Origin of the sequence: Chitinophaga filiformis, from assembly GCF_900102545.1 — a bacterium.
GTDB classification, from domain to species: Bacteria; Bacteroidota; Bacteroidia; order Chitinophagales; family Chitinophagaceae; genus Chitinophaga; species Chitinophaga filiformis.
On sequence record NZ_FNBN01000005.1, the window covers coordinates 15,201 to 37,131 of the forward strand.

Consider the following 21,931-nt stretch of genomic DNA (forward strand, 5'->3'; position numbering starts at 1 on the left):
CGGGTGCCCGATGGGATCAGGCAATTATTTAGTATGTGAAACAGATCTATGGTGTTTAATTATCCTCAAAGTAGCCGATCTTCCGCATGTAGCTCACCTCTATTGAATATACATCATACTCCTCTGTCACCTTTCCCTGGAGTATATAGAACCCTCCTTTCTGGAAGGGGTATTGCTTAAGAATATCAGGAAAATGTACCGTATCAACAAAATCTCCATTCACATCCATGAAGGTACCAAAACTCATAGGAACGCCTTTGCTGGTATGAATTCCCTTTGTGCATACAAGATATCCCAGCGTGGAGATAACCTTGCCTGTATGGGCCTTAAAATCCCTTGCAGGGATATATGCACGCTGGTCATGTTGCAGAATATCAAACGGCGAGCATAATGGAAAACCCAGTAATGCAATTTCTTCGAATGCATGTTCATGATCATGATAGGACAACATAGGTAACTCGCACTCAGGCACCTGCTCCCGGAATAATGGTTGTATATGTTCCGCATGCGGTGCTCTGTTCCTTAGCAGCAGGCTGCTTTTCCACAGCAATTCTTTTTTAGTGTGCGGATCAAAGTTGAAAGCCCCTATTCTTATCAGTATATCCAACTGTTCCGGCGGAGGTGCAATACGTGCAACGAAGTCTTCGAGGTTCCCGAAAGGTCCATACAGCCTGCGTTCTTCCAGCACCTCTTCCATCCATTTTTCTTCCAGTCCTTCAATGTGAATAAAGCCGGTATATACAGTATCACCTGTTATTCTCGTATAGTAATCACTGTTATTAATACAGGGCGCTTTAATGGTGGCGCCTGTTTTATGTAATTCACGGAAATATAATTCCCTGTTGTAAAATCCTCCGAAGTTGTTGATCACAGCTACCATAAACTCCGCAGGGAAATAGGTTTTCAGGAAAAGACTCTGATAGCTCTCTACCGCAAAACTTGCAGAGTGCGCCTTTGAAAAAGAGAAGCCGGAGAAGCTGGCTATTTGCCGCCAGAGTTCATGTGTCACATCCTCAGGTCTTCCCAGCCGTTTACAGTTCGTGAAGAACTGTTGTTCTATTTTCTGAAAGTCTCCCTGTCCGCGGTACTTACCGGCCATGGCCCTGCGCAGGATATCTGCATCAGCGAGGTCCATATCAGCATATTCATGTACTATCTTGATCACATCTTCCTGGTATACCATGATACCGAATGTTTCGCTTAACACCTCTTTTATGATATCATGCAGGTATACCACTTTATCCTGGTTGCGATAGTTGTGCACGTATTGCCGCATCATACCTGATTGTGCCACGCCTGGCCGTATCACAGAGCTGGCAGCTACCAGCGTGAGATAGTCTTCACATTGCAGTTTCTGCAGCAGCTGCCGCATGGCGGGCGACTCAATATAAAAGCAGCCGATGGTGTTCACTGTTTTCAGCTCATGTTGTACACGCGGATCCTGCATGAATGTTTTCACATCATGAATGTCGATATCAACGCCTTTATTTTCCTTGATAATGCCAATAGCATCCCTGATATGTCCGAGACCACGCTGACTAAGTATATCGAATTTAAACAGCCCGATCGCTTCCGCCTGGTGCATATCCAGTTGTGCAGTACTGAAACCTTTAGGCGGCATATAGGTTGCACAGTGCTGATGAATAGGTGCTTCACTGATCAGGATACCGCCGGCATGAATGCTGAGGTGATTGGGGAATGCTTTCGCTCCCGACATCAGCTGACTATAGCGGAGTATATTCCGTTGTACACTATCACCCGTGAGATCAGGTCTGAAAGGCGTATCGAGTATTTTATCTATTTCATGTTTGGGAAGGCCATACACTTTACCCAGTTCACGGATGGTGGCATTCTGTTGAAACGTAGTGACAGTGCCTAATAAGGCCGTGTGCACATTACCATATTTTTTGAACACATAGTCGATGATCTCGTCTCTGTCCTTCCATGAAAAGTCGATATCAAAATCAGGAGGAGAGCTACGATAAGGATTAAGGAATCTCTCGAAATAAAGATTCAGTTCTATGGGATCAACATCGGTGATCTTCAGGCAATACGCGATAATAGAGTTAGCACCGCTGCCCCTGCCTACATAGAAGAAGCCCCGTTCCTGTGCATAGCGGATGATGTCCCAGGTGATGAGAAAATAACAATCGAAATGTTGCTCCCGTACAACGCCGAGCTCCTTTTCAATGCGCGCCTTAGCTTCTGCATTATCAGGACCATAGCGTTGCAGCATACCATCATAAGCTAATTGCCGGAGCAGGGCATGGTCTTCCGTTTCACTGTTCGTAAAATGTTTTTTATTACGGGGTGTTTTAAAGTTAAAGTCGATCTGGCAGGCATTCATTACCCGCACCGTATTGCTGATGATATGAGGATATTGTTCAAAAGCATCAAACAATACCGCAGGCGGAAGGAACTGTTCATCTGCCTGAGCAGTGGTATATGTCTGCAGCTGGCTGATGAGGATGTTCTGATCTATCGCACGCAATACGCGATGCAGCTCATAATGATCTGCATCCTGGAAGGTAACGGGTTGCAGAATGACCAGTTTATCCGGGTACGAGAAAATGTCTACACGGAACAGCTTATTGATCTCACGACGTCGGATGCCTATCAGTTCATGTGCCCGCAGATCGTCCAATGGTATTGTGCCCCAGGTATAGATAGCAAATATGCCGGGAAAGGCAGGTGCGCGGTCGGGGAAAGGTATATCCTTGTGCAGATGATCGGAGAGGAAACGGTTGATGTAAAACCATCCTTCCATGTCGCGTGCGAGGAGGATATATTTCAGATTGTGTCCGTTCCTGCATTCCAGTCCGATGATAGGTTTGATGCCTTGTTCCTGGCATTCCTTCACAAAGTTCCAGGTATCGGATGTGATGTTGATATTGGTCAGCGCCAGTGAGGTAACGCCTGTTTCACGGGCCATCCTGACCAGGTCTTTTGTATCGATGGTGCCATAGCGCAGGCTGAAGAAAGATTTGCAGTTGAGATACATATAAGGCCGGTGTTTTATCTCACTTTAGGATAAGGCATGACATCCGGTTTTCTTACAGTGCCTCTTTTGGCAGGAGGTACTGCATTGGTTCCCTTCATCAGGTATTGCCATCCGAAACGGTTTTTGATGTTGTCGATAGCCTGGTAGAGCGCGATCATTTCCTGTGTATCATCGAACAAACTGATCTGGTAATTACCCTGTACCAGGTGACTGAAACGTACGCCTATCAGGCGGATAAGCAATCTCCGGTCATAGAGTTTATGAAAGAGTTCTTTTACTTTTTCAAGTAGTATATGATCGCTGCCTGAATAAGGGATCGTCATTTGTTTGGTCACTGTTTCAAAGTCGGAATAGCGGATCTTAACTGTAACACAACCGGTGAGTTTGTTTTGCTGACGTAGTTCAAAAGCGATCTTTTCCGTCATGCGTACCAGTTCTGCGTGTATGAACTGCATGTCGATCGTATCGGAGGAGAAGGTATTTTCTGTAGAGATGGATTTCTGTTCATGGTACGGAACAACGGGCGATTCATCGATACCATTGGCTTTGTTCCACAGGGAGATGCCATTCTTCCCCAACCATGCTTCGAGGAGGTTAACAGGTATTTCGCTCAGCGTTTTTACTGTTTCCACTCCACGGCGTCTTAGCTGACCGGCTGTTTCTTTACCCACCATGGGTAGTTTTTCCACCGGCATAGGAGCGAGGAAAGCTTTTTCTTCTCCAAAAATGATCTCCATTTGTCCGTTGGGTTTGGCCTCGTTGGTAGCTACTTTAGAGATCATTTTGTTGGAGGCCAGTCCGAAGGAGACAGGCAATTGTGTTTCCTTCATGATATGCTGGCGTAGTTCTGCTGTCCATTTCATGGACCCGAAGTATTTATCCATGCCTGTCAGGTCCAGGTAAAATTCATCTATGGATGACTTCTCGTAAAGTGGCGCCTTATCGGCTATGAGTTCGGTAACTTCCCTGGAAAGCTGGCTGTATTTCTCCATATCTCCTCTCCTGACAATAGCGTGTGGGCATAGTTTGAGCGCCATTTTCATGGGCATGGCGGAGTGGATGCCATAGCGGCGGGCCTCGTAGCTACAGGAGGCTACAACGCCACGATCGCTTATGCCTCCTATCAGCAGAGGTTTCCCCTTCAGGCTGTTGTCATCCCTGCATTCTACCGATACGAAGAAGCTGTCCATGTCAAAATGAGCGATGGACCTGTGCTGCAAAGAAATCATAAGTTATGATAATGGTTCATGAACGATGAATAGTACACGGGAAACAGCCTACAGACAGGCGGAATGTGCGTGACATAGGTTATGAGGGCATTGCCTGTCCACCGGTTGTCGCCCATGTACTATAGATCTGAAACAAATTTACTAATATTTTTAGTTAGTACTAATAATATTAGTACGAATAACCAGCCGATAACAAATTACCGGGGTTAGTGGTTAATTATAAGAGTGCCGTAAGCGGGTACAGTATTTGTCAACTTACTTTCAAACAAAACACTTTCTCATGAAAAAGCCTGATATTGGCCAGGAACTGTTGTTATTGTTGTTATTGATAGTACCCATGGTCTATCTGGGAATTATCTGGCCCTCTTTGCCAGACGTTATGCCGACAAATTTCAGCGTCAGTGGTGTTGCCGAGCGGGTGGGGGCTAAAAGTGACTTTCTTCTCTTAATGACGTTCCTGTTCTTTACTAACCTCTTGTTATATTTTCTGTTCCGGTATATCCCACATGTGGATGAGCCGGATATTAACCACAAGGACATGGCGGTATTTCACAGGAAATACTATCAGATCCGTTTCATGATCCATATCTACCTGGCTATTTTTACTGCGGCTATCATTTTTATGGCCAGTCAGGGCCATCCGTTTGTGATAGAGCGCTGGGTGTTTACAGGAGTGGGATTGCTGATAGGTGTGATAGGTATTTACCTGAGACGGCTTGAGCCTAACTATTTCATAGGAGTGCGAACGCCCTGGACGCTGAAGAGTGATGACATCTGGCGGGAGACGCATGCTTTTGCCGGAATGCTCTGGTTATGTACAGGCATTGTTATGATTATTGCAGGATTCTTCCTGCCGGTAGTGACGGGTACGTTCCTGTTGATCTTTATTGGAGGTATCCTGGCAGCACTGCCTTATATTTATTCTTACCGCTTGTTCAATACTGATAAGGGATAAGGTTCTATTAGTGGTCACTATATAAAAATAAAGGCTGTTCATCTGAGATGGACAGCCTTCACTTTTATACAGTGTAATGAATGTTATATTAATAACCCAGTAAACCTCTTTCCCATGGAATGCGTGTTGCCAGTATGATCAGGGCAAGCGCAAAGAAGATCAGGGATGTTTTGTGTTTCTGTGCATCCAGTGTTGTCTTTTTTACTTTGGCACGTCCGATGTGTACCAGCGCAATAGCTACGATGGCTACAAATACGTGTTCAACTGCATAATAACGAAGCCCGCCGTTATGCATTACTTCTTTTCCATACTCCTGGAATGCTTTCAATCCGAAGGCACTGGTTACGAAGTAAAGCAGTAGGCCTATCAGTAATTGTGTATCCAGGAAGATCATAAAGAAAAGACCTGCTTTTTTATCTGCGGCGGTATAAGGTGTTTTACTGCTAACGCCTTTCAATGCACGGATCACGGCCCATAATCCTGTCAGTACGATTGCCCACCTTAACAGCGAGTGAATAATTAACAACGTGTTATGCATAATATTGAGTTGGATTTACGGGCAAAAATAAGTTAAGCTGACCGGAATATATTTGGTAATTATAAAAATTATATGCTAATTTTGTTAGTAACGTACTAAATTATTTAGATTATGTCAGTAGTATGCCGCAATTTAAAATTCCTGCGCAAGCAGAAAGGCTGGACGCAGCAGGAGTTTGCTGATAAATTAGGGATCAAACGTTCCCTGTTGGGCGCTTACGAAGAAGAACGTGCAGAACCCCGCACAGAAGTGCTCGAACTGGTCAGTGATATGTTCCGTATATCCATTGACGACTTATTACGCCGCGATGTAGGTTCCCAGAAAGAGAGTTTCCTGGAAAAACGCAGACAGCAGAAGATGGCGAATGACCGTCAGCAGATAGAGTTCGTACCTGTAAAAGCTGCGGCAGGATACCTGGCAGGCTATAATGATGATGAATTTATTGAAGAACTGAACACTTTCACGCTCCCCATGATGGGTGCAGGTAGCTACAGGGCATTCGAGATCGCGGGAGATTCTATGTTACCTACTCCTTCCGGCTCGGTGATCGTCTGCCATAAAGTAGATGGCTGGGACGAGATCCGCAACAATGAGGCACACATAGTCGTGACCAGCCGCGAGGGCATTGTTTATAAACGTGTGCTTAAAAGTAACCGCACTAAAGGAAAGATCACGTTGGTATCAGACAATCCGCAATACGAACCTTATGCTGTTGGTATGGAGGACGTGCTGGAGATCTGGCAGTCTGATGCTGTTATCAGTAAGACAGGTCAGCAAAGCCGTCTGAGCGTAAATCACCTGGCTGATATGGTGAGCCATCTGCAGGATCAGGTGAGCATGCTGAAGAAGAGGATCAAGGATTAGGAATAAGACATAGATATTGTTGTTGTATTAAGAGTGCGGTATATCCTGGCAAGGATAGTATTGTTGCATTGTTGTGTATTGTAAATTGTTTTGTTGAATTGTCGGGGTGAATGAAATCATTGTATTGTGATTATGGATTCCGGATTCCGGATTCACCGCGTTCCCCGCCCCGGAATCATTCCGCGATGCAAACGCCAATTCCGGGGGGTGCACCCGCAATGCAAACATCAAACCCCGGTGTTGCAAACCCGCGATGCAAACACCAATTCCCCGGGGTTGCACCCTGTGATGCAAACACGAATTCCCCGGGTTGCATCCCGCGCTACAAACATCAATTCCCCCGGGTTGCATCCCGCGATGCAAACATCAATTCCCGGGGTTGCACCCCGCGCTACAAACACTGGGACTCCTAGCGGAGTCCTATTATGTTTTGTTAATGATGTTTGTTTTAAATATCCTCCCTCCCGAGGCCACGGACTTCAAACACGTCGCTTCTCCTTAGCTTATCAAAGCGATTGATTTACCCAAATATCCCCGCTGCTGATCATAGCAATTAACATTACCCCAATATCTCTGCCGCTGCTCTGAACGTATTACAATGTGCATTCACAATATCCCTGATATGTGTTGAATACCCTCCGCCCATTGCCACGGCACAGGGAATACTATGTTGCTTCAATGTCTGAAACACCAGTTCATCCCGCTCTCTGCAACCCTGTGGCGTGACCTTCAGCTTACCATAACGGTCAGTTTGCAGAATATCTACGCCTGACAGATAAAACACAAAATCAGGTTTTACTTTATTGATCAGCACAGGCAGGCAATCCCTTAGTGTGCGGAGATAATCGCTGTCATTCATCCCATCAGGCAGCGGTACGTCCCAGTCAGAGATCTCTTTGTGAAAAGGATAGTTATGTGCCCCATGCATGCTGAAAGTATACACATCCGGTCTGCCGGCAAACAAGGCAGCAGTACCATTTCCCTGATGTACATCCAGGTCGATGACCAGCACCTGTTTCACCAGCTTTTGCTGTAGCAGATAATTCGAAGCAATGGCGAAATCATTCAGCAGGCAGAAACCTTCCCCATGATCAGCAAAGGCATGATGTGTGCCGCCTGCAACGTTCAGTCCTACGCCATAATTCAGTGCATGCAACGCACAATCTATTGTTCCCTGGCAGATCACGATCTCACGCAGTGTTAGTGCCGGCGATTGGGGCAGGCCGATACGGCGTTGTTCCTTATCTGACAATGTCTGATGCTGTAGCTTATACCAGTATCCCGGAGTATGCGTGAGCAGGATAGTTGCTTCATCCAATGGAGCGGGTGTATGTACCTGTTTATCGGTGATCACGCCTTCCCGGAGTAACTGCGCCGGGATCAGTTCATACTTCACCATCGGGAACCGGTGACCTTCCGGCAACGGGTGCGCATATATAGGATCGTAGGCAACCAGCATTAATTGACTTTTAAGACGCTATTTTCAGCGATAACGAATACTGCCTCGTCAACAGCTGGCTCCAGCATAGCGAGGCCCGTAAAACGCCCGAAAGCGGGCAAAATACTACAATGTTTTCCGAAGTAGAAACAGGGCAGGCGTAAGCGTTGCCTTCCGGCGCCGGCAACAACGATCCCGGGATGCAAATGCCCCGAGAAGGTATAACCTGCTGCATCTTCTTCTGAACAGGGTTCATGTATGAAATGAATATCCCGGATGGTCAACGTATCAAATACTTCCAGATTTAATGCTTCATAAGTCGCGGCAGGTAGTATATCATGATTGCCTTTTACCAGTTTAAAGCGGATATGTGCAAATTGCTGACGCCAGAGCTTAAAGTAAGGCACATCATTGTTCTCGCGACTATGGAACATATCTCCTACAATGATGATCTGGGAGGGATTGTAAGCAGTAATAAGCAACTGCAGGCGGTACAGGTCGTCCTGCCCGATATTGGCAGGAACAGCTATTCCTGCTTTCCTGAAATGGGCTGATTTTCCCAGGTGGAGGTCTGACACGATCAGCGCCTGTTCTTCCTGCCAGAAAATAGCCCTGTGGGCTGATAAATGCCAGGTCTGGTCCTGGTGTCTGTAAATCACTTCCTCCATAATCTGCCGCAAAACTACTGTATCTCTCCTAAACTATATCTGCGGACGCATTTTTTTGATCCTGTCTTCCAGTTTTTCACTGGTCAACTCCTCTCTGAGGCTATCCACCTTGATTGGAAAACAGAATGGCGTCAATGCTTCCGGTTCTGTAATGATAATATCGCTGTTGTAAATACGCTCCAGGCTTTCCCGCAGACGGGCCTCTTCCATCTGGTAGAAGAATGCCTCATTGAATGCCTGCCGCAACAGCAGGTTCTGCGGATCGTAATCCCTGAATACGTTAAACAGCAGGGACGCTGACGATTGCAGGTGACGGCTGGCTTTATGCTTACCGGGATAACCCTGGAAAATAAGTCCGGCGATAACTGCAATATCCCTGAACTTACGGCGGGCCATTTCTGTGGAGTTCACACTGGCCTGCAAGTCATTGCTCAGGTTCTCAAGCGAGAACAGGTCGTGCACATCTCCATCACTGACAGGGATCGGCTGATCAGAAAGCAGCTCGAAGCCGTAGTCGTTCATCGCCATGGAAAAAGTAATGGGCTGCCGTTTGCTGATACGATAAGCCAGCAAGGCGGCCATCACTTCATGTACAAGCCTTCCTTCAAAAGGATAGACGAACATGTGGTACCCATCTTTGGTATGGATCATTTCTACCAGTAGTTCGTTGTCTTTCGGAATGTGCGACAACTGTTCCTGCAGGTCAAAGAGTGGTTGCAGTATCTGGATCTCTGGCATGTCTGACTTGCCGGACAAAGCCTCGGTATAGGTGCGGCGTAATATCTTTCCAAGATTGGCAGAAAGGGGGAGTCGTCCTCCCATCCAGCTGGGTACAATGGCCCGTTTGGCGTTTGATTTGCGCACAAGTACAGTCATGTCCTTGATCATCACAAACTCCAAAGTACGGCCTCCCAGGCTGAAAGCATCGCCTGGTTGCAGGCGTGCAACGAACCATTCTTCAATCATACCGATAAATCCTCCGCTCATGAATTTCACTTTCAGCATGGCATCACTGACGATGGTACCGATGTGCAGGCGGTGTCGCATGGCCAGCATGCGACTACGGCAGATGAAGAAGTCGCCCTCCCTTTCCAGTTTTTTGAACTCGTCGTAACTGTACAGCGCTTCTCCGCCGGTCGACAGGAAAGATAATATCCAGCCCCATTCATCTTCCGCCATATCGCGGAAGCAGAAAGTATTGGTCACTTCCTCCCATATTTCCGGCGCATGAAAACCATCGGAGATGCCGAGTGTCATTAGGTATTGGAGGAGTACGTCAAAGGCCAGTAGAACAGGCATACGGCTTTCCACCAGCTGTTCTTCCATGGCAGCCTTGAGCGCTGCTGCTTCCACCAGTTCCAGGCTGTGTGTGGGGAGGAACCAGATCTTACTGGTAGCGCCGGGCTGGTGACCACTTCTTCCGGCTCTCTGCAGGAAGCGTGCTACCCCCTTAGGACTACCCACCTGGATCACCGTGTCTACAGGCCTGAAATCTACGCCCAGGTCAAGGCTGGAAGTGCAGACAACCGCTTTCAGTACGCCGGTATGCAGCGCTTCTTCCACCCATACACGGAGCTCCGCATCAATAGAGCCATGGTGAAGAGCAATAGCACCCGCCAGTTCAGGGCATTGCCGTAATATTTCCTGGTACCAGATCTCTGTCTGGGAACGGACGTTCGTAAATATGAGCGTGGTTTGACTGTTCAGGATCACCGGCAGTGCCTTATACAGCAACCTTGTACCGAGGTGACCTGCCCAGGGGTATTTCTCGATCTCATCCGGCAGGATGCTTTGCAGTTCGATCTTCTTACCCAGTTTGGCACGTACGATCACGGCTTCGGGGTCTGGTGCGCCTAGTAATACATCCAGGGCTTCTTCCAGGTTACCAATCGTAGCCGAGATGCCCCACACTTTCAATGGTGGACGTCCTGCTTTTTTTGCCAGTCCCCGGAGCCTGCTGAGGCCCAGTTCCACCATCACACCGCGCTTGCTGCCCAGCAGCTCATGCCATTCATCTGCTACTACTGTTGTGAGGTGTGTAAAGACTTTCGCATACTCTTTTTGTCCCATCAGCAGGTGCAGACTTTCCGGTGTGATGATCAATATCTCCGGCATCTGTTTCTTTTGCTGCTGGCGGGTAGAAATAGGCGTATCCCCGCTGCGGATACCTACCTGCCAGGACATATTGAGTTCCTGCAGGACTTCCTCCATCGCCCGTGCAATATCTTTGGCCAGTGCCCGTAGCGGAGTGATCCACATCATTTGCAGGCCATTCTTCGTTTTTTGCTGATAATCCTTCGGGTGTTTATTGATCCAGTCGATCACCACCGCGAGAAAGAGAGAGAAGGTTTTACCGTAACCGGTAGGGGCGTTTACAAGGCCTGATCTGCCTTGCAGGTAATGCTCCCAGGCTTCTTCCTGGAAAGCAAAAGGCTTTCTGTCATTTGCAGCGAGCCATTCCGTTATCACTTGCCATCCGCGCGCTTTGTTTTTCATTGGTGATGAAATTAGGGAAAAACAAAGACATGTCAATGTCTGGCAACTTACATTTGCGGGACATTAAATTGCTGTATGAAAATCGAAACGAACTTCCAGTACTTTATCGCGATGATCGTTATAGCATCTTATTTACGGAAAGGATTTGACAAGCTTTCCGAAACAGAGAACCGGCATCTCGATGAAATATCCAGATCGGTGGAAAACTGGGAGATTAATCACTACCGGTAGTGACGGATTATTTCCTCTCCAATGTTAACGTCCTTGTCTGCACCACCAGTGTATCCTGTGTATGTATTGTTTTTAACGCATCTGTATTCAGATATCCATACGCTAACTTTTCTCCTGAATAACATTCTGCCATTGAGTTTTTCGTAGTGAAACGATAGCTGATAACAGGAAGGGAAAGCTGATCTCCCACCATCGCTACCGGCATCTGGTATCTTGTTTTGCAAACCAATGAACCGATAGGTGAGGTTGCGCAATAGGTAAGCAGGGGATGTTTGCGGATATGTATACTCACATTGGAGCAACTTAATTCACCGTCGTCAGCTGGTGATCCCGGCAAACTGTCGCGGCCCAATAATATAACAGTATTGTTATCGTAATAAACCTGGTTAAAGATCAATTCAAGTGCATCGCCACCTGAAGTTGCCCTGAAATAGACACTATCTGCAATCCTGTTGTCAAATGTAACATGAACGGGCGATTCCGCCGTACCAGCTGTCAGGTCAAAAACTCCGTATATCTGGTTGCGCTCAAGAAATGCCTGAATGAATTTAACATCTGTAATGATCTTATCTTTTGTATACAGTGCTACCGGGTCATTTTTAATATTGCTGGCGCTCTCATAATTGCCGGTTGGATAGGGTGCTGCGTTATCATCTCCACAGCCGTAGCAAAATAGCAGGACACAGATAAGGAACAAGGATGTTTTCATATTAAGGATTATTACTTATAGAGTTTTACAAAATAGGTTTGAACAGCCAATGTATCTTCCGGGCGTAGTTTACTGAGAATGTCTTTATTAAAATCATCGCTGATATAGCGCTCATAAGTATGGCAGACAACACCGGATGCGATAGGACGGGCGAAGTAGTATATCAGCACAGGTATCATCAGGTAATCGCTTTCAATATTCAGTTGCATCTGTTTACGACCAGTACAATAGCTATCGGGATAATTGAAATAATTACATGCATATGTGGGTGGATTACTGCGTACATATTTTGCCACATTCGCACAACTTAATTCTCCTATTACTGTGGGTTTTATAACAGACTCCGTTTTGGCTACAAGTAGCCTGGTATTGGTAGAAAGAGGATTGATATGGAAAGTGTCCTGGTATGTGTTGCCCGGATCCAATGCATAGTAGGCCATGTCACCCTGGATGGTTACCGAGGTAAAGATGAACGGTGTATTGAGACCAGCTTGTTCCCTGAAGGTACTATCCGTCAGCCAGCTATTGATTCTTCTTACCAGGAAGTTGTGGATAAAAGTTTGTTCAGTGATGGTTTTGTTGCCTACATACAGGGTAATTGGACCGGCGGTAGCGAGGTTTTTATTTGTGTAAGTACCTTCCCGCATGACATGTGTATTGTCATCTTTTTTACAGGATATCAGGGTTGCAATGCAAAGCATTATTGTGATGTATTTTTTCATGGAAGGGGATTCGCTGGTGTAAGATAAGAATACGGGGGAGTAAAAGCAAATATGGAAAAGTGACATGGGGCGGGGCTGACAATCTGATACGAACGATAGGTTATACTGGATTTATCTAAATAAAAATGATTGTTTCTATATTCCCATAATACGCGCTCTTTTGATTGGATAGTATCTATACTTTGAAAATAACTTTTCAGATCAGGATCTATCCATTCTATGAGCTCATATATTAAGGACCTTATCTCTAAAGCGTTTGTGCAATCTATAGTATTTGCATTGAAGCAAAGAGGTTCGCAGTGGTTCATACGATTTCTGTAGTTCTTTATCTTCTCCAGATATCGGTTTCTTAAATTTTTATTTTCATTAAAGCAATTCGGGAAAAAATACTATCTTCATTTCATACGGGCCTGATAAAGCCTCTTTCCTTCGTGGAAACGTAATCAGGTAAACGAACAAGGGCGCAGAAAATCTGAGCCCTTGTTCATTTATATCGGAAGAATAAGCTCCACAAATGTTTTCATCATTGTGAAACCCCTTAATCTCTCACCTCCTCCAGCGTCACCTCCGCTTGCCCTACACTCAACTGATGCATAACACCACACTTCAACGCATAGTTATCCTTCTGATGCCCCACAGGGAATCCGAAGCATACAGGATACTTAAACTCCTTCACTTTCTCCATCACAATATCATACACCGTCCTGCCAAATTCTTCTCCCGGATCATCAGGTTTGATGCGGTTAAAGCCGCCAATGATCAGCCCTGCAAGGTTATCGAGTTTGTGTGCGCGTTGCAGACTGTTGAACATGCGGTCAAGGCTGTACAGGTATTCACCTACTTCTTCCAGGAAAAGGATCTTGCCAATAGTATTCAGTTCGGAATTAGTAGCAAGCACGCTTTGTATCATTGAAAGATTACCACCAACAAGTACACCCTTCGCGGTGCCTGTACGGTTGCGGGAATCGGAGAAAGTAGTATAGTGTAGTTGCTGGCCAGACAATGCATCTCTGATAGAAGAAATAGTTTGTTGTACGATGGCTTCTGCCTTGTTGAAATCATCAGGAAAACTGTTGCACATCTTTGAATGTAAAGTAGCAATACCATACAGACGATTAATGTGACAATGTAATACGGTAATATCACTAAAACCAATGATCCATTTTGGCTGTTGTGCAAAGTGGGAGAAATCCAGCAGATCTACAATACGTGCGCTTCCATAACCACCGCGGGCGCACATGATCGCTTTGATAGTGGGATCATCAAGCATTTCCTGCATATCCTGCCGGCGCTCCTGATCGGTACCTCCGAAGCTGAAATCAGTCTTATCAACGGTATTGCCTACACGTATCTTGAAACCCCAGCTTTGCATGATACTGATGGCTGGTTTAATTTCTTCGAAAGTAATGTGTCCGGCAGGGCAGGTGATACCAATAGTATCGCCGGGCCTGAGGTAAGGCGGGATCAATAAGCGTTCTTCATGTGGCTGCAGGGCTGCGGCGGCCTGTTGTAAACGGGTGAGCGCCGGTATAGTGGTGAGTCCTGCTGTGGTGGCCAGTGCTGACAGGAAGTGTTTACGATTCATAACATTAATGTAAGCATAATTTACACGCGATATGGCGTGTTTTTTGTCTTTCTTTGTATAAAAGAAGAACTATGAAACACCTTTACTTTTTGGGGGCAGCACTGCTGCTGATGATAGCACCGGCAATGGGACAGACAGCCTGGAGAATAGAACCTGGCAAATACATCGGAAATACAAAAATAGGAGCTACCGCAGATGATATGGCTGCTATGTTAGGTCCTGCTGATGGCGGGGATGCTGCAATGGGAAAGGCATGGAGCATATGGTATAGCCATAAGAAAGATAAGAGTATCGATTCCTCCAGGTATCTGGCGGTTTATTCCGTAAGAGAAGAAACGAACGGAAAGGAAGCGATGGTGGTGAAACAGATCCGCGTAAACACATCTTCCTTTACAACGGAAAAAGGACTGAGAGTAGGCAGCTCTTATATTGAGATAAAAAAGCTATTTCCCGCTATCAAAGTCGTGGCAGAGTACCAGGATAAACTGAAAGGCAGGAAGATCGTATTATACGATGTACGCAAAGCAGGGATCGCATTTGAAATGACGACGGAGAGAGGTCGTAAACAGGTATGTACTGCCATTACTGTACATTCCCAGGGAGAAGATATCAATACCTATATCCTTTTTCCCGGCTATGAAGGCCTGAAAAAGTTGTAGCAGATTAATATACCACCCGGTGCGTAGCCTTGATCACTGACATCACGAACACACTTTCCATGTGACGGATATTATCCAGTTCGCCCAGTTTGTTTACATTGAACTCATGATAGGCAAGCATGTCTTTCACCTGTACCTTCAGCATGAAATCAAACTGGCCGGAGATGTTGAGACATTCCATCACTTCAGGGAAAGAGGTGATCTCTTTGATAAATTTCGCACCGGCTTTTTTACCATGTTCCTTCAGAGAAATATAACATAGTACGGTCAGGGCCTTATCGATCTTGCTGGGATCAACAATGGCAGCATACTGCCTGATAACGCCTGCCTGTTCCATTTTACGGATGCGCTCATAAACGGGAGTGGCGCTCAGATTCAACTTTGCAGCCAGGTCGCGGATGGTCATCTTTGCATCTTCCTCCAGTAACTGGAGAATAGCGATATCTTTTTCATCCAGCGCAATGTTTTCAGTTGCGTTATCTTTTTTAGTATTTCCCAGGTTATTCATATCAGTATAGAATAATGTTCCGTTTCAAAAGCAAAATTAAGTACAATATACTAATTTGCTTCAATATTCCTTCAGAAATCCTTATTACTTATGTGTTCGCAGTAGTTGCTGTAGATCTTCCAGTGTATTGATCTCTGTAAGTGGTTTGTCTTTCCGCCAGCGGAGTATACGGGGGAAACGCAATGCCACGCCGGATTTATGCCTGTTAGAGGCTGCAATACCTTCAAAGCCGATCTCAAATACCAGCTCCGGTTTTACCGTCCTGACCGGACCAAATTTTTCAAGTGAATTCTTCTTCACCCAGCTATCTACCTCGCTGATCTCTTTGTCTGTCAGACCGGAATAGGCCTTGGTAAATGATACCAGCTGATCTCCATCCCTGACAGCGAAAGTATAGTCAGTATACAGGTTAGAACGGCGTCCATGTCCTTTCTGGGCATAGATCATGACTGCATCAATGGTGAGCGGGTCTATCTTCCATTTCCACCAGTCGCCACGTTTACGGCCCACCTGGTAGGTGGAATCCAGTTTCTTCAACATCAGTCCCTCGCTGCCTTTTTCCCTGGCCTGCAGCCGGAAGCGGGCCAGTTCATCCCAGTCGTGGAAAGTAATAGTGGGCGACAGGCGAAGGGTAGGGTGATTGATCTGTTCCACTACCTTCTCCAAAAGTAAGCGACGTTCCTGCAGTGCGCTTGTACGTATATCCTGCCCCTCCCATTCCAGCAGGTCATAACTGAGGAAGGCCACGGGAGCCTCCTGCAATTGTTTGCGGGTCACATTTTTCCGTCCTATACGCGTCTGCAGGGTCTGAAAGGGTAGCGGTGCACCATCGGCAAAGGTGAGGATCTCACCGTCCAATACGGTGCCTTCAGGTAGCAGGTCAAGTAAGGGCTGATACTCCGGGAACTTTTCGGTGATCAATTCTTCACCACGCGACCATACAAACAGTTGCCCGTTACGTTTGATGATCTGTCCGCGGATGCCGTCCCATTTCCATTCCGCCTGCCACTGCTCGGGAACACCCAGTTCCGCAGGATCGCCTTCCAGAGCATAAGCGAGATAGAAAGGGAAAGGCTTGGAGGCATCGGCTTCCGTAATGTTCTCGCTGAGCAGGGCTTCTATGGTGGTTTGCTGTGGGTCCCAATTCCCGCTGATCATATGGGAGACGGTAGCAGCAGGGATGTTGTAAGTGCTGGCCAGGGCATTCACCATTGTTTGTTGAGATACGCCGATACGGAAACCGCCGGTGATCAGTTTGTTGAAGACGAACCTTTCACTGGTATCCAGTTCTTCCCAGGCCCGGAGGATGAAGGTCTGCTTGGTGGCTTCGTCTGCTTTTTCCAGTTGTATGAGTTGTTCGATCCAGTAATGCAAAGGATGGGCGGAGAGGCTTTTACCCGGAGGGAGCAGGAGGGCGATGGTTTCTCCGAGGTCACCCACGGTATGATAACACTCTTCGTATAACCAGGCAGGCAAACCTGTCATTTGCAGGCACCAGGTGCTCAGCTGCGTGGTGTTGACGGTACGTTTGGGCCGCCGGCCGGTGAATAGCGCCAGCACCCAGAGTCTGTCAGGAGCATCCGCGGCAGCCAGGTAGCGACTCAGGGCATCCAGCTTTTCATTGGTCTTGGTGCTGTTGCTCAGTATTTTTATGAGTGCGGCAAATTCTTTCATAACGGCATCTTATTGGTCATGGGTGATGGTTTCCGGCATACCTGCTTCTTCATCCATATCACCGAATTCTGTTTTCACTTCCTGTGCCGGTATCCCGTTTTCTGTCAGATAACGGGCAAAGGCACTACTGAAGCCATGGGTGGTATATACCTTCTCTGCCCCGGTGGCTTTCACTGCCTGTAATAAACCCATCCAGTCGGCATGGTCCGACAGGGCAAAACCAGCATCCGCATTACGGCGGCGCATATGACCCCGTACCTGCATCCATCCGCTGCACACACCCAGGGCGTATGGATTGAAACGGCGCATCCAGGAACTGTCTGCTGCAGATGGCGGTCCGATGATCAGATTGTTCTTATAAACTGAAGCAGGTGTATCTGGCGTAATACGATGGATCTCCGGCAGGTCCCAGCCTTTTTCCCTTAGCAGCTGGTGGGTAATGTAGATGGCCCCATGTGCCCAGATCTGTTCGGTGACGCCTCTCAGGTTGTGCAGCAGTCGCTGGGCTTTTCCCAGGCTATAACCCAGCAGCACGCTGTTCTTACCAGCTGCCTGGTTGTCCTGTATCCACTGCCGGATATTGCTGAAGATGACACCCTGTGGCTGCCAGTTATAGATCGGTAGTCCGAAGGTGCATTCCGTAATGAATGTATTACAGGGCACCGGCTCAAACTGCCCGGAGATGCCGTCATTTTCCACTTTATAGTCGCCACTGACCACCCATACCTCGTTTTCCTGTTGTACCCGTACCTGGGCCGATCCGATAATGTGCCCCGCAGGATGCAAGGATATCGTCACACCATTATAGCGGATATTTTCGCCGAAGGCGACACCCTGTACGCTGATATCCTGCCCCAGCCGTAACTGTAAGAGAGGCACACTATCATGATGGCAGAGATAATGCTTATTGCCATATCGGGCATGGTCGGAATGGGCATGGGTAATGACAGCCCGCTCCACAGGTTGCCAGGGATCTATGTAAAAATCACCTGCCGGGCAGTAAATGCCCTTATCCGTAAACTGTAATACCTGCATATGAAGCAAAGTATGCAATTTTTGTGCGGAACAGGGGAGAGGGCTGATACTATTTTGCTATCTGGCGTGAAATCTTTCAAAAAAAGTTTTAAAATGCCTGTAAACCCGCTGTAGATGTGACGTAAGCATGCCGTATACATGCTTTATACATGCCTTTGAGTTGGACCTAAAAGGATGAAAGAAAGAGAAATTTGTATTATGACGCGAAGGTTTAAGCAATTGCGATGACTATATAGTAAAGAGCAACAAACGAATTATCTGCATTATTACCCGGTTTTGAATCCTCAATTTAACCCCTCGGCCATACTTTTGATAAGGGATGTCTCCATGGGCATCCTTTTTTTGTAATCTATTGCGTCCGCGGGGCATGGCGTGATTGGGCGCACCCCGTTACGTTACGGTCCCGGGGTTATCACCCCGCGCTACAAACACTGGGACTCCTAGCGGAGTCCTATTACGTTTTGTTATTGGCGTTTGATGCCGTAGGGTTGTCACCCCGCGCTACAAACACTGGGACTCCTGGCGGAGTCCTATTATGTTTTGTTAATGGCGTTTGATGCTCATCCGATCAAAAAAAAGAGGGTGCCGCTGTAACCCGACACCCTCCGTTCCGTTAAAGAACAACCTAAATGTTTACTGGAAATTCATCCTTACATCACTGCTATCGTTCTTTTGTATAATGTTGATGTTCTTATTCTCAAAATAATCAGGCATAGTGGCGCCTTCTTTCAGGTATACCGGCTGATAATTGAGATTGTTGAACACTTTTTTCGAAGGATCGTTCAGGCTACCGTTGAAGTAAACCCCTTTATCGCTCAGCTGTTTTACGAAATACCAGGTCAGCTCAAATCCTTTGAACGCCATATCTGACGGGCGGGATTTGTAGATGCGCTTGAAATAATCCGTGATATAATGGCTGTAAGCGTTGGTCTTATCGTTGAAGTAGGGAGAGGTGTAGTAGATCTGCATATCCTTGAATTCAGGTTCTTTGAATTTCATGATATCCCAGGTAGGCATACCATAAACCTGGATAGGATAAGTGGCGGTCTGTACGCTCAGTTTACGCAGGATAGCTTTTGCATTGGCCTCATCCATGGCAGTAATGATACAGAGGTTAGGTCTGTCTGTGAGCAGTACCTGAGACAGTTCTGCATCGGTCATAGCATCACTCCAGATCACTTCACGGATACGTGATTTCTTTGGATTCTGCATTTTTTCGTAGTCGGCCTTGAAATCGGCAGCGATGCGTTTTTCAAAGGCGCTGTTACGGTGGAACAGCAGGATATTCTTAGTAGCGAATGTTTCCTGCAGATAACGATGCAGGGCTTCTCCATGCGTCCGGAGCATGCTGTTGGTGATCAGCAGGAAAGGATTAGCCGTGATACCGCCATCATTGGGATAAGTGGCAGATACCAGGTTGATTTCTTTTTGCCGGGCTACATTACTGAGTTCCTGTATCTCGGGAGAGCTAACCGCAGCGATGATCAGGTCCAGGCTATCCAGTGATTTATTCCTTGTAAGATTGTTGATACTGTTTCCCCGGGATTTACTGTCGTATACGTAAACATTGAGCTTTACACCTTGCTGTTGCAGGCTGTCAAGCGCCAGCTGAGCGCCTTCGTAAAAATCAAGGCCTGGCAATACATAACGGGGCAGTGTGCGACCGGAAATTTCTGTACCATTGGTAAAAACGGAGTCAAGATAGAGAGGGGCAAAGAGCGCAATGTTGTAAGCGCCTTTTTTCACTTCACGGGCAAATGCCGGTACGTTGAAAGGGGCTGCTTTTACATCATTCTTTTTCTCTTCGTTTTTCTTTTCTTCCTCTTTAGGTTTTGTGACAGTTGTTGGCGGAGCAGTGGGGGTGCTGCTGCTACTGCTTTTGAACAGCGAACAGGCAGACAGCAGAATGGTCAGTGCGTAGGCCGTGACCATCAGACTGCATATTTTGGATTTACTCATAGCGATGATTAATTACAAAAATCGTTCCCAGGCGCTGAACAAGAAACGCTTAACACTGAGGGTACAATGTATAAAGTACTCAGTGTTAAGCGTTTCTACTCATAGCTCAGAGAATTATTCCCATTCGATAGTAGCCGGTGGTTTGGAGCTGATATCGTATACCACACGATTAATACCTTTCACTTTATTGATAATATCATTCGACATCTTAGCCAGGAACTCGTACGGCAGGTGTGCCCAGTCGGCGGTCATACCGTCAACAGAAGTTACTGCACGGAGGGCTACGGTGAATTCATAGGTTCTTTCATCGCCCATTACCCCTACGCTCTGTACCGGCAACAGGATGGTACCTGCCTGCCATACTTTATCATATAGCTCTGCTTCACGGAGTCCGTCGATGTATACGGCGTCTGCTTCCTGCAGCATAGCTACTTTCTCAGGAGTGATCTCACCCAGGATACGGATAGCCAGACCCGGACCAGGGAAAGGATGACGGCCCAGGAAGATTTCGCTGATGCCTATTTCACGACCTACACGTCTTACTTCGTCTTTAAAGAGGAAACGCAGTGGCTCTACCAGTCCCATGTTCATCTTTTCAGGCAGACCACCTACGTTGTGATGGGATTTGATGGTAACAGAAGGACCATTTACAGAAACGGATTCTATCACATCGGGATAAATCGTACCCTGACCGAGGAAGGAGATATCTTTCAGCTGGGTTGCTTCCTGCTGGAATACTTCGATAAAGAGACGGCCAATGATCTTACGTTTTTTCTCAGGATCGGTTACGCCTTTCAGTTCTCCGTAGAAGAGATCTTTTGCGTTCACGCCCTTTACGTTCAGACCCATGTGTTTATAGGAATCCAGTACGGTCTCGAATTCGTTCTTACGGAGCAGGCCGTTATCCACGAATACGCAATACAGGTTACTTCCTATTGCTTTGTGTATCAGTTCGGCTGCCACGGTAGAATCTACGCCACCGCTGAGGGCCATTACTACTTTTTTGTTGCCTACCTGTGCTTTGATCTTTTCGACAGTTTCCTGAACGAATGCTGCCGGTGTCCAGTCCTGTTTACATCCGCAGATGTTTACCAGGAAGTTGCGGAGCAGTTGTTTACCTTCCAGGGAGTGGGTCACTTCCGGATGGAACTGCAGACCCAGGATAGGATGTTTGGCTGCGGTTTCTGATTTGAAGGCCGCTACCGGGATGTTGTCAGTATGGGCGATGATCTCAAATCCTTCGGGCATACGTACGATGGTATCTGAGTGGCTCATCCATACCTGGCTGCGGGAAGAGATATCATACAGGAGCTTTTCTTCCTTGTTCTCATGCTCCATGAAGGCACGGCCATATTCACGGATGGAACTTTTTGCTACTTCTCCTCCAAATACCTTTGCTGTGAGCTGGGCGCCATAGCAAACACCCAGTACAGGAACTTTTGCCGCCATGGCAGCTATGTCAACGGTTGGTGCACCGGCATCGTTCACTGAGAACGGACTACCGGAGAGAATAATGCCTTTTACTGTATCATCCCATTGTACCGGCTGGAGACAAGGCTTGATTTCGCAATAAATATTCAACTCCCTGATACTGCGTGCGATCAGCTGCGTATATTGAGAGCCAAAGTCTAGTATAAGTATCTTTTCTGTCATGGTGGTG

General features: G+C 46.8%; 18 protein-coding genes. 4 read left to right on the plus strand and 14 right to left on the minus strand.

Annotated features, from left to right (window positions below; translation table 11 throughout):
- Positions 1 to 55: 55 nt before the first annotated feature.
- Both BLR32_RS20265 and dinB read right to left on the minus strand, forming a co-directional pair.
- On the minus strand, positions 56 to 3,001 hold the full coding sequence (locus BLR32_RS20265; protein ID WP_089834684.1) for a DNA polymerase III subunit alpha: 2,946 nt from the start codon (positions 2,999 to 3,001) through the stop codon (positions 56 to 58).
- Positions 3,002 to 3,015: 14 nt separating this feature from the next.
- Positions 3,016 to 4,230 carry a DNA polymerase IV gene (gene dinB, locus BLR32_RS20270; protein ID WP_089834685.1) on the minus strand — a complete coding sequence of 405 codons (1,215 nt, stop codon included), beginning with the start codon at positions 4,228 to 4,230 and terminating at the stop codon, positions 3,016 to 3,018.
- Between the two features lie 280 nt (positions 4,231 to 4,510).
- Here dinB and BLR32_RS20275 point away from each other — a divergent pair, with 280 nt between their 5' ends.
- The gene (locus tag BLR32_RS20275; protein ID WP_089834686.1) at positions 4,511 to 5,185 is read left to right on the plus strand and encodes an SdpI family protein; all 675 of its coding nucleotides are present in this window, start codon (positions 4,511 to 4,513) and stop codon (positions 5,183 to 5,185) included.
- Between the two features lie 88 nt (positions 5,186 to 5,273).
- Here BLR32_RS20275 and BLR32_RS20280 read toward each other — a convergent pair whose 3' ends face one another.
- Complete coding sequence (locus BLR32_RS20280) at positions 5,274 to 5,723, minus strand: hypothetical protein (RefSeq protein ID WP_089834687.1); 450 nt, start codon at positions 5,721 to 5,723, stop codon at positions 5,274 to 5,276.
- 111 nt (positions 5,724 to 5,834) lie between these two features.
- Between BLR32_RS20280 and BLR32_RS20285 the strand changes: the two genes are divergently transcribed.
- On the plus strand, positions 5,835 to 6,587 hold the full coding sequence (locus tag BLR32_RS20285) for an XRE family transcriptional regulator (protein WP_089834688.1): 753 nt from the start codon (positions 5,835 to 5,837) through the stop codon (positions 6,585 to 6,587).
- A 559-nt stretch (positions 6,588 to 7,146) separates the two neighbouring features.
- On the opposite strand, the gene BLR32_RS20290 is transcribed toward BLR32_RS20285, so the two are convergent.
- The 3 genes from BLR32_RS20290 to BLR32_RS20300 are packed head-to-tail and all read right to left on the minus strand — an operon-like array spanning position 7,147 to position 11,189.
- On the minus strand, positions 7,147 to 8,046 hold the full coding sequence (locus BLR32_RS20290; RefSeq protein WP_089834689.1) for a histone deacetylase family protein: 900 nt from the start codon (positions 8,044 to 8,046) through the stop codon (positions 7,147 to 7,149).
- A complete protein-coding gene (gene pdeM, locus BLR32_RS20295) occupies positions 8,046 to 8,693 on the minus strand; it encodes a ligase-associated DNA damage response endonuclease PdeM (protein WP_089834690.1) in 648 nt (215 codons plus the stop codon). Before pdeM ends, BLR32_RS20290 begins: the two co-directional genes overlap by 1 nt.
- Before the next feature lie 33 nt (positions 8,694 to 8,726).
- A complete protein-coding gene (locus BLR32_RS20300; protein ID WP_089834691.1) occupies positions 8,727 to 11,189 on the minus strand; it encodes a ligase-associated DNA damage response DEXH box helicase in 2,463 nt (820 codons plus the stop codon).
- 75 nt (positions 11,190 to 11,264) lie between these two features.
- On the opposite strand from BLR32_RS20300, the gene BLR32_RS34110 reads away from it, so the two are divergent.
- Positions 11,265 to 11,420: a hypothetical protein gene (locus BLR32_RS34110; RefSeq protein WP_176842366.1), complete on the plus strand. Its 156-nt coding sequence runs from the start codon at positions 11,265 to 11,267 to the stop codon at positions 11,418 to 11,420.
- A 7-nt stretch (positions 11,421 to 11,427) separates the two neighbouring features.
- On the opposite strand, the gene BLR32_RS20305 is transcribed toward BLR32_RS34110, so the two are convergent.
- From BLR32_RS20305 to BLR32_RS20315, 3 genes are all read right to left on the minus strand, one after another.
- A complete protein-coding gene (locus tag BLR32_RS20305; protein WP_089834692.1) occupies positions 11,428 to 12,129 on the minus strand; it encodes a hypothetical protein in 702 nt (233 codons plus the stop codon).
- 11 nt (positions 12,130 to 12,140) lie between these two features.
- Positions 12,141 to 12,851, minus strand: a complete 711-nt coding sequence (locus BLR32_RS20310; RefSeq protein ID WP_089834693.1) for a hypothetical protein — start codon at positions 12,849 to 12,851, stop codon at positions 12,141 to 12,143.
- A 538-nt stretch (positions 12,852 to 13,389) separates the two neighbouring features.
- Positions 13,390 to 14,436 carry a S66 peptidase family protein gene (locus BLR32_RS20315; protein WP_089834694.1) on the minus strand — a complete coding sequence of 349 codons (1,047 nt, stop codon included), beginning with the start codon at positions 14,434 to 14,436 and terminating at the stop codon, positions 13,390 to 13,392.
- Positions 14,437 to 14,507: 71 nt separating this feature from the next.
- Here BLR32_RS20315 and BLR32_RS20320 point away from each other — a divergent pair, with 71 nt between their 5' ends.
- Entirely contained in the window at positions 14,508 to 15,095 is a 588-nt protein-coding gene (locus tag BLR32_RS20320) for a hypothetical protein (protein ID WP_089834695.1), read from the plus strand.
- Between the two features lie 4 nt (positions 15,096 to 15,099).
- Here the strand turns inward: BLR32_RS20320 and BLR32_RS20325 are convergent, their stop codons facing one another.
- From BLR32_RS20325 to guaA, 5 genes are all read right to left on the minus strand, one after another.
- Entirely contained in the window at positions 15,100 to 15,603 is a 504-nt protein-coding gene (locus BLR32_RS20325; RefSeq protein WP_089834696.1) for an Lrp/AsnC family transcriptional regulator, read from the minus strand.
- 84 nt (positions 15,604 to 15,687) lie between these two features.
- Positions 15,688 to 17,277 carry an ATP-dependent DNA ligase gene (locus BLR32_RS20330; RefSeq protein ID WP_089834697.1) on the minus strand — a complete coding sequence of 530 codons (1,590 nt, stop codon included), beginning with the start codon at positions 17,275 to 17,277 and terminating at the stop codon, positions 15,688 to 15,690.
- Positions 17,278 to 17,286: 9 nt separating this feature from the next.
- The gene (locus tag BLR32_RS20335; RefSeq protein WP_089834698.1) at positions 17,287 to 18,312 is read right to left on the minus strand and encodes a ligase-associated DNA damage response exonuclease; all 1,026 of its coding nucleotides are present in this window, start codon (positions 18,310 to 18,312) and stop codon (positions 17,287 to 17,289) included.
- Between the two features lie 633 nt (positions 18,313 to 18,945).
- Positions 18,946 to 20,271 (minus strand): ABC transporter substrate-binding protein, encoded by a 1,326-nt coding sequence (locus BLR32_RS20340; protein ID WP_089834699.1) that lies wholly within the window; start codon positions 20,269 to 20,271, stop codon positions 18,946 to 18,948.
- A gap of 114 nt (positions 20,272 to 20,385) precedes the next feature.
- Positions 20,386 to 21,924: a glutamine-hydrolyzing GMP synthase gene (guaA, locus tag BLR32_RS20345; protein ID WP_089834700.1), complete on the minus strand. Its 1,539-nt coding sequence runs from the start codon at positions 21,922 to 21,924 to the stop codon at positions 20,386 to 20,388.
- Between the last annotated feature and the right edge of the window lie 7 nt (positions 21,925 to 21,931).

Coding starts and splice junctions, on each gene's coding strand:
- BLR32_RS20265 (WP_089834684.1), bottom strand. CDS start 3,001: ATGTATCTCAACTGCAAATCTTTCTTCAGCCTGCGCTATGGCACCATC.
- dinB (WP_089834685.1), bottom strand. CDS start 4,230: ATGATTTCTTTGCAGCACAGGTCCATCGCTCATTTTGACATGGACAGC.
- BLR32_RS20275 (WP_089834686.1), top strand. CDS start 4,511: ATGAAAAAGCCTGATATTGGCCAGGAACTGTTGTTATTGTTGTTATTG.
- BLR32_RS20280 (WP_089834687.1), bottom strand. CDS start 5,723: ATGCATAACACGTTGTTAATTATTCACTCGCTGTTAAGGTGGGCAATC.
- BLR32_RS20285 (WP_089834688.1), top strand. CDS start 5,835: ATGTCAGTAGTATGCCGCAATTTAAAATTCCTGCGCAAGCAGAAAGGC.
- BLR32_RS20290 (WP_089834689.1), bottom strand. CDS start 8,046: ATGCTGGTTGCCTACGATCCTATATATGCGCACCCGTTGCCGGAAGGT.
- pdeM (WP_089834690.1), bottom strand. CDS start 8,693: ATGGAGGAAGTGATTTACAGACACCAGGACCAGACCTGGCATTTATCA.
- BLR32_RS20300 (WP_089834691.1), bottom strand. CDS start 11,189: ATGAAAAACAAAGCGCGCGGATGGCAAGTGATAACGGAATGGCTCGCT.
- BLR32_RS34110 (WP_176842366.1), top strand. CDS start 11,265: ATGAAAATCGAAACGAACTTCCAGTACTTTATCGCGATGATCGTTATA.
- BLR32_RS20305 (WP_089834692.1), bottom strand. CDS start 12,129: ATGAAAACATCCTTGTTCCTTATCTGTGTCCTGCTATTTTGCTACGGC.
- BLR32_RS20310 (WP_089834693.1), bottom strand. CDS start 12,851: ATGAAAAAATACATCACAATAATGCTTTGCATTGCAACCCTGATATCC.
- BLR32_RS20315 (WP_089834694.1), bottom strand. CDS start 14,436: ATGAATCGTAAACACTTCCTGTCAGCACTGGCCACCACAGCAGGACTC.
- BLR32_RS20320 (WP_089834695.1), top strand. CDS start 14,508: ATGAAACACCTTTACTTTTTGGGGGCAGCACTGCTGCTGATGATAGCA.
- BLR32_RS20325 (WP_089834696.1), bottom strand. CDS start 15,603: ATGAATAACCTGGGAAATACTAAAAAAGATAACGCAACTGAAAACATT.
- BLR32_RS20330 (WP_089834697.1), bottom strand. CDS start 17,277: ATGAAAGAATTTGCCGCACTCATAAAAATACTGAGCAACAGCACCAAG.
- BLR32_RS20335 (WP_089834698.1), bottom strand. CDS start 18,312: ATGCAGGTATTACAGTTTACGGATAAGGGCATTTACTGCCCGGCAGGT.
- BLR32_RS20340 (WP_089834699.1), bottom strand. CDS start 20,271: ATGAGTAAATCCAAAATATGCAGTCTGATGGTCACGGCCTACGCACTG.
- guaA (WP_089834700.1), bottom strand. CDS start 21,924: ATGACAGAAAAGATACTTATACTAGACTTTGGCTCTCAATATACGCAG.